Source organism: Mesorhizobium sp. Cs1321R2N1 (assembly GCF_037179725.1).
Taxonomy (GTDB): domain Bacteria; phylum Pseudomonadota; class Alphaproteobacteria; order Rhizobiales; family Rhizobiaceae; genus Mesorhizobium; species Mesorhizobium salmacidum.
Genome location: NZ_JAPYKP010000235.1, coordinates 1 through 5,002 on the forward strand (window position 1 = coordinate 1; position 5,002 = coordinate 5,002).

Annotated in this window: 8 protein-coding genes; 5 read left to right on the forward strand and 3 right to left on the reverse strand. The window is 65.0% G+C overall.

Features of this window, described 5'->3' with window-relative positions; all coding sequences use genetic code 11:
• Window positions 1-508: ABC transporter ATP-binding protein (locus tag O7A61_RS30895; protein WP_337132977.1), on the reverse strand; the 508-nt coding region annotated here is incomplete at its 3' end.
• 85 nt (window positions 509-593) lie between these two features.
• Between O7A61_RS30895 and O7A61_RS30900 the strand changes: the two genes are divergently transcribed.
• Entirely contained in the window at window positions 594-1,238 is a 645-nt protein-coding gene (locus O7A61_RS30900; protein WP_337132978.1) for an arylesterase, read from the forward strand.
• Window positions 1,239-1,367: 129 nt separating this feature from the next.
• Complete coding sequence (gene thpR / locus O7A61_RS30905) at window positions 1,368-1,964, forward strand: RNA 2',3'-cyclic phosphodiesterase (RefSeq protein ID WP_140510914.1); 597 nt, start codon at window positions 1,368-1,370, stop codon at window positions 1,962-1,964.
• Here thpR and O7A61_RS30910 read toward each other — a convergent pair.
• Complete coding sequence (locus tag O7A61_RS30910; protein WP_337132979.1) at window positions 1,868-2,386, reverse strand: low molecular weight protein-tyrosine-phosphatase; 519 nt, start codon at window positions 2,384-2,386, stop codon at window positions 1,868-1,870. The two genes, thpR and O7A61_RS30910, sit on opposite strands and share 97 nt — an antisense overlap.
• A 50-nt stretch (window positions 2,387-2,436) precedes the next feature.
• Here O7A61_RS30910 and O7A61_RS30915 point away from each other — a divergent pair, with 50 nt between their 5' ends.
• From O7A61_RS30915 to O7A61_RS30925, 3 genes are all read left to right on the forward strand, one after another.
• Window positions 2,437-2,733, forward strand: a complete 297-nt coding sequence (locus tag O7A61_RS30915; RefSeq protein ID WP_337107664.1) for a 4a-hydroxytetrahydrobiopterin dehydratase — start codon at window positions 2,437-2,439, stop codon at window positions 2,731-2,733.
• A 138-nt stretch (window positions 2,734-2,871) separates the two neighbouring features.
• A complete protein-coding gene (locus tag O7A61_RS30920; RefSeq protein ID WP_027146206.1) occupies window positions 2,872-3,234 on the forward strand; it encodes a YkvA family protein in 363 nt (120 codons plus the stop codon).
• Between the two features lie 291 nt (window positions 3,235-3,525).
• A complete protein-coding gene (locus O7A61_RS30925) occupies window positions 3,526-4,029 on the forward strand; it encodes an invasion associated locus B family protein (RefSeq protein WP_015314944.1) in 504 nt (167 codons plus the stop codon).
• A 55-nt stretch (window positions 4,030-4,084) separates the two neighbouring features.
• Here the strand turns inward: O7A61_RS30925 and O7A61_RS30930 are convergent.
• On the reverse strand, window positions 4,085-5,002 hold a 918-nt coding region (locus O7A61_RS30930; RefSeq protein WP_337132981.1), incomplete at its 5' end, for a chloride channel protein.

Below are 5,002 nucleotides of genomic sequence, written 5' to 3' on the forward strand. Positions count from 1 at the left end.
GCTCGTCGGCGATCAGGATGCGCGGCGACGGTGCCAGCGCCCGGGCGATCGCCACGCGCTGCTGCTCGCCACCCGAGAGTTCGCCGGGGTAGTGGGTGACGCGGTCGCTGAGGCCCACGGCCGCCAGTTCCCGCTCCGCCACCGAAAACGGATCGGCGTGGCCGGCCAGTTCCAGCGGCACCGCGACATTTTCGAGCGCGGTCATGTTGGGGATCAGGTGGAAGGACTGGAACACGATGCCGATGTTTCGGCCACGAAACGAAGCGGTCTGATCCTCGGTTTTGTCGTTGAGCAGCTCGCCGGCGATTCGTACCGTACCCGAGTCGACCCGCTCCAGCCCGGCCAGCACCATCAGCAATGTCGACTTGCCGGACCCCGACGGACCGACGATGCCCGTCGCCTCGCCGCGCGCCACTTCGAGGCTGACGCCCTTCAGCACATGGACGGACGAGGCCCCTCCGCCGAGTGTCAGGGATACGTCTTTCAGCGCGATGACGGCTTCTGTCAAAATGAAAGCGTCCTATATGGAAAGGGAGGCTCTGCCTGTCGGAAGCCATCGCCGGAAGAATTCTCTGTCATATGGGGCCTGCCGCATGTCTTTCAAACGCCGCTTTGCCGCAGGCCTGATCGTTTTCCTCGCCATTTGCGGCGCCATTTCGTCGGCGCGCGCCGAGCCATTCAAGATCGTCGGCTTCGGTGACAGCCTGATGGCGGGGTTCGGCCTTGGGCCGGGTGAAGGCTTTACCGACAAATTGCAGGCCGCCCTTCGCGCCAGGGGCCATGACGTCGCCGTCGCCGATGCCGGGGTGTCCGGCGATACCTCCAGCGGCGGCCTGGCGCGGCTCGATTGGTCGGTGCCGGCCGGGACGCAGCTTGTCATCCTCGAACTCGGCGCCAACGACATGCTGCGCGGCGTTTCACCCGACATCACCCGGAAGAACCTTGACGCGATGCTGGGCAAGCTCAAAGGGCGCAAGATCGCCGTGCTCCTGGCCGGCATGCGCGCCGCGCCCAATCTCGGCGCCGACTACCGGAGCGCCTTCGACGCCGTCTTTCCGGAACTCGCCGCGAAATACGGCGTTACGCTGTATCCGTTCTTTCTCGACGGCGTCGCCGGCCAGTCCAGTTTGCAACTCGGAGACGGCCTGCATCCGAACGCCAGAGGGGTTGATCAGATGGTCGAGCGCATCCTGCCGACGGTGGAGAAGGCCATCGCGGCGGTGCCGGGAGATTCATGATGTCCGATAAAGCCGCTTTCCGTTGGGGAAACGTTTAGCGAAGGCCTGCGACCAACAAACCACTTGCTCCATTTGATTATCGATGATTCGCTAGGGATGACAGTTCGATTCGAGGAAGGGAGGCTCTTCATGCCGCGTCTTTTCACCGCCCTCGAAATTCCGCGTGATGCCGCCCTTTCGCTGTCCCTGCTCCGGGGCGGCCTGCCCGGGGCCCGCTGGATCGACGTCGAAAATTACCATCTGACGCTGCGCTTCATCGGCGATGTCGAAGGCCATGTCGCCGACGAGATCGCCAATGCGCTCGACCGGGTGCAGCGCCCGTCCTTCTCGCTGGCACTGTCGGGTGTCGGCGCTTTCGGTCAGAAGAAGCCGCATGCGGTGTGGGCGGGCGCCTCCCCCTCGCCGGATCTGGCCGCCCTTCAGGCCGAGATCGAGCGCATCTGCCAACGGCTCGGCATTCCCGCCGATCCGCGCAAGTTCATGCCGCATGTGACGCTGGCGCGCCTGCGCAACTCGAGCCCGCTCGACGTCGCCCAATATCTGTCGGCGCGCGGCAATTTCTCGACGCTGCCGTTCCGCATCGGCCGCTTCGTCCTGATGTCGTCGCGTGATTCGGTCGGCGGCGGCCCTTATGTCGTCGAGGAAGCCTGGCCGCTGTCCGGCGTCGATACGCGCGCCGCAAGCCGTGTCGCCAGCGCCTCCGACGCCTCGCGGATCATGCGATAGACCAAAGCGAACGCTTCCCGGTCCCCATAATAGGGGTCCGGCACATCGCGCGGCCTTCCCTCGGCGAAGTCCAGGAACAGGTGGATGCGATCGCGCACTGCCGCCGGCGCCAGCGCCTTCAGGTCGCGGACGTTGGACCGGTCCATGCCGAAGATCAGGTCGAAGCGGTGAAAATCCTCCGGTGCGATCTTGCGCGCCCGCTGCCGCGAGATGTCGATGCCGTGGCGCGACGCGATAGCAATCGAGCGCGGATCGGGAGCGGAGCCGACCTCCCAGCCGCCGGTCGCGGCCGAATCGAGCACGATATCCCCGCCATATCCGCGCTCCGAAAGCACGGCGCGAAGGACGCCTTCCGCCAGCGGCGATCGACAGATGTTGCCGAGGCAGACGAAAAGAATGGAATTTATGGGCTTCGCGATCATGGATCCGGCGCTATGCTGGCTACTCCAGCGCAATAGCACGGGAAGCGGACATGACGAGAGAGAAACTGGGCAGGGAAGCCGCCGAAGCAGCACTGACGGCGCTTGACGGCTGGGCGCTGGCAAAGGACGGCGCCTCGATCGCCCGCACCTTCACCTTCAAGAATTTCTCCGAAGCCTTCGCCTTCATGACCCGTGTCGCGCTGGCCGCCGAGAAGATGGACCATCATCCCGACTGGTCGAATGTCTACAAGACCGTCGACGTGACGTTGAACACGCATGACGCCGGCGGCGTCACGGCGCTCGATATCGAACTGGCCAAGAAGATGAACCGCTATTTCGGCGGCTGAACCCGGACTGGCCATGCTCACGGGTCCGGCGCGGACCCGCCAAATCGGCGCCCGCATCTTGCAGCCGGGTTCGGCTTTCACCACATTTTGATCCGCGGGCATGCACCAGTACGGTCATGGAGCCGCTAGGAGAGATTGATGGCGCAAGAATCCGGTTTTGACTTCTTCGGCTTTGGCGACAGGCTGGGCGGCGAGGGCGAAGTGCGTGAAAAGTTCTGGCGCACGGCAAAGAAAGCCGCTCGGCAGATCCCGTTCATGGAAGACGTCGTTGCCGCCTATTACTGCGCCATGGACAAGAAAACGCCGCTGCGCGCGAAGGGCATATTGGTGGCCGCGCTCGGCTACTTCGTTCTGCCGGTCGACCTCATCCCCGACTTCATCTTCGGCCTCGGCTTCACCGATGACATCGCCGTGCTGACCGCCGCGATCACCGCCGTCAGCGCCCATATCACGCCGGCGCACCGGCAGGCCGCCAAGGACGCCATCGCCGACAAGGGCTAAAGCCCCGCCCGCCGAAACCCGCCACGTCGGCTCAGCCCCTGGAACAGGGGCGTTCAGCGGCGGGTCAAAAGTCAAACTCTTGCCGTTTTCGTGGCCTCCAAGTCGCCAAAGGGACGCCGTGCCGGCCGCTGACAAGGCGGCGGCGCGGGAATGGCGGCGGCGGTTTCCTGGGGTAAAGGTCCTTTTCTCTTGGGAACTTCACCGTTTGGTAACCCAGATTAAATCAAAATGAAGCGACGGCAGGACGCCACGCGGCCCCGCCTCCGCACCATTTGGAATACGGGAAAAACGATGCGCGGATTGATTGCACTAGTTTCAAGCCTGGTCCTGGCGGCCTCGGCAGCGCCGGCGCTGGCGCAGCAGGCGACCAAGATCGGCCAGCACAATGCCTGGGGCACCTACAGTTACCAGGCGTCGGGCGGCAAGGTCTGCTACGTGCTGACCGTGCCGACCGACAAGCAGCCGCCGACGCTCGACCACGGCGACATGTTCTTTTTCGTCAGCCAGCGGCCCGGCCAACAGGTATCCTATGAGCCGCAGTTCATCGCCGGCTACAATTTCCAGGAAGGCTCCAAGGCCACCGTCACCATCGACAAGAAGAGCTTCTCGATGTTCACGCGCGGAAAATCGGCCTGGGTCGAGAACGCCGCCGAGGAACCGGTGCTGATCGCGGCGATGAAGACCGGCACCGACATGAAGGTGTCGGCGAAGTCGGGCCGCGGCAATCCCACGAATTATGTCTTTTCGCTGAAGGGCATCTCGGCGGCGCTGTCCTCGATCGCCAAGTGCAAATAGGCTATCTTCGTTTTTGAACCAAAGGCCGGGCCGCAACCCCGGCCTTTTGCTTTTTTCAGCCGTGGCCTGATTCCGGTGCGGCTTCCGCCCGCCGCCGCCGGATCGCTTCGGCGATAAACACCCGCGACAGGGCGTGATAGAGCGGCTCGTGCGAGATCAGGCGTGCCGTGCCGTAACCCAGCATCGAGGCCAGCATCAGGCCGATGACATTGTCGTGATTGCCGGTCATTTCGAGGATGATGACGAAGGCCGTCATCGGCGCCTGCACCACGCCGGCGAAATAGCCGGCCATGCCGAGCAGCGCCGCGACGCCGGCCCCGCTGCCGAACACCAGGCCGAGCGAACTGCCGATGCCCGCTCCCACCGCCAGCGAGGGCGCGAAGATGCCCCCGGGTATGCCTGAAATCATCGACAGCAGCCCGGCCGCGAATTTCTCGGCAAAGAAGAACCAGGGCAGCGGCGTGCCTTCGACCGCGCTGCGCGCCTGCGCGTAGCCGGTGCCGAAGGTCAGCCCGCCCGACGCGATGCCGATCACCGCCACCGCCAGCCCGCAGACCGCCGCCACCAGCAGCGCGCGCCACAGCGGCTGCAGTGCGTTCCAGCGCCGGATACGCCGCGTCGCCTTCAACGCCAGCAACGAGAACAAGGCGCCAAAGCCGCCGCCGATGACGCCGCAGGCGATCACCAGCGGCCAGTCGACGGCAAACGAGATCGTCTCCTTGGACATGCCGAAATAGGTGTAGTTGCCGAGCACGCCGAGCGACGCGAGGCCGGCCAGGATGACCGCCGTCAGCACCAGCCCGTTGGTGCGCGCCTCATAGGTGCGGCCCATTTCCTCGATGGCAAAGACGATGCCGGCAAGCGGCGTGTTGAAGGCGGCGGCGATGCCGGCGGCCGATCCCGCCAGGATCAGCCCGCGCGCCTGCGCCATGCCGCCCCAGCGCTCCGCCTGCAGCACCAGCGACGCGCCGAC

Coding starts and splice junctions, on each gene's coding strand:
- O7A61_RS30900 (WP_337132978.1), top strand. CDS start 594: ATGTCTTTCAAACGCCGCTTTGCCGCAGGCCTGATCGTTTTCCTCGCC.
- thpR (WP_140510914.1), top strand. CDS start 1,368: ATGCCGCGTCTTTTCACCGCCCTCGAAATTCCGCGTGATGCCGCCCTT.
- O7A61_RS30910 (WP_337132979.1), bottom strand. CDS start 2,386: ATGATCGCGAAGCCCATAAATTCCATTCTTTTCGTCTGCCTCGGCAAC.
- O7A61_RS30915 (WP_337107664.1), top strand. CDS start 2,437: ATGACGAGAGAGAAACTGGGCAGGGAAGCCGCCGAAGCAGCACTGACG.
- O7A61_RS30920 (WP_027146206.1), top strand. CDS start 2,872: ATGGCGCAAGAATCCGGTTTTGACTTCTTCGGCTTTGGCGACAGGCTG.
- O7A61_RS30925 (WP_015314944.1), top strand. CDS start 3,526: ATGCGCGGATTGATTGCACTAGTTTCAAGCCTGGTCCTGGCGGCCTCG.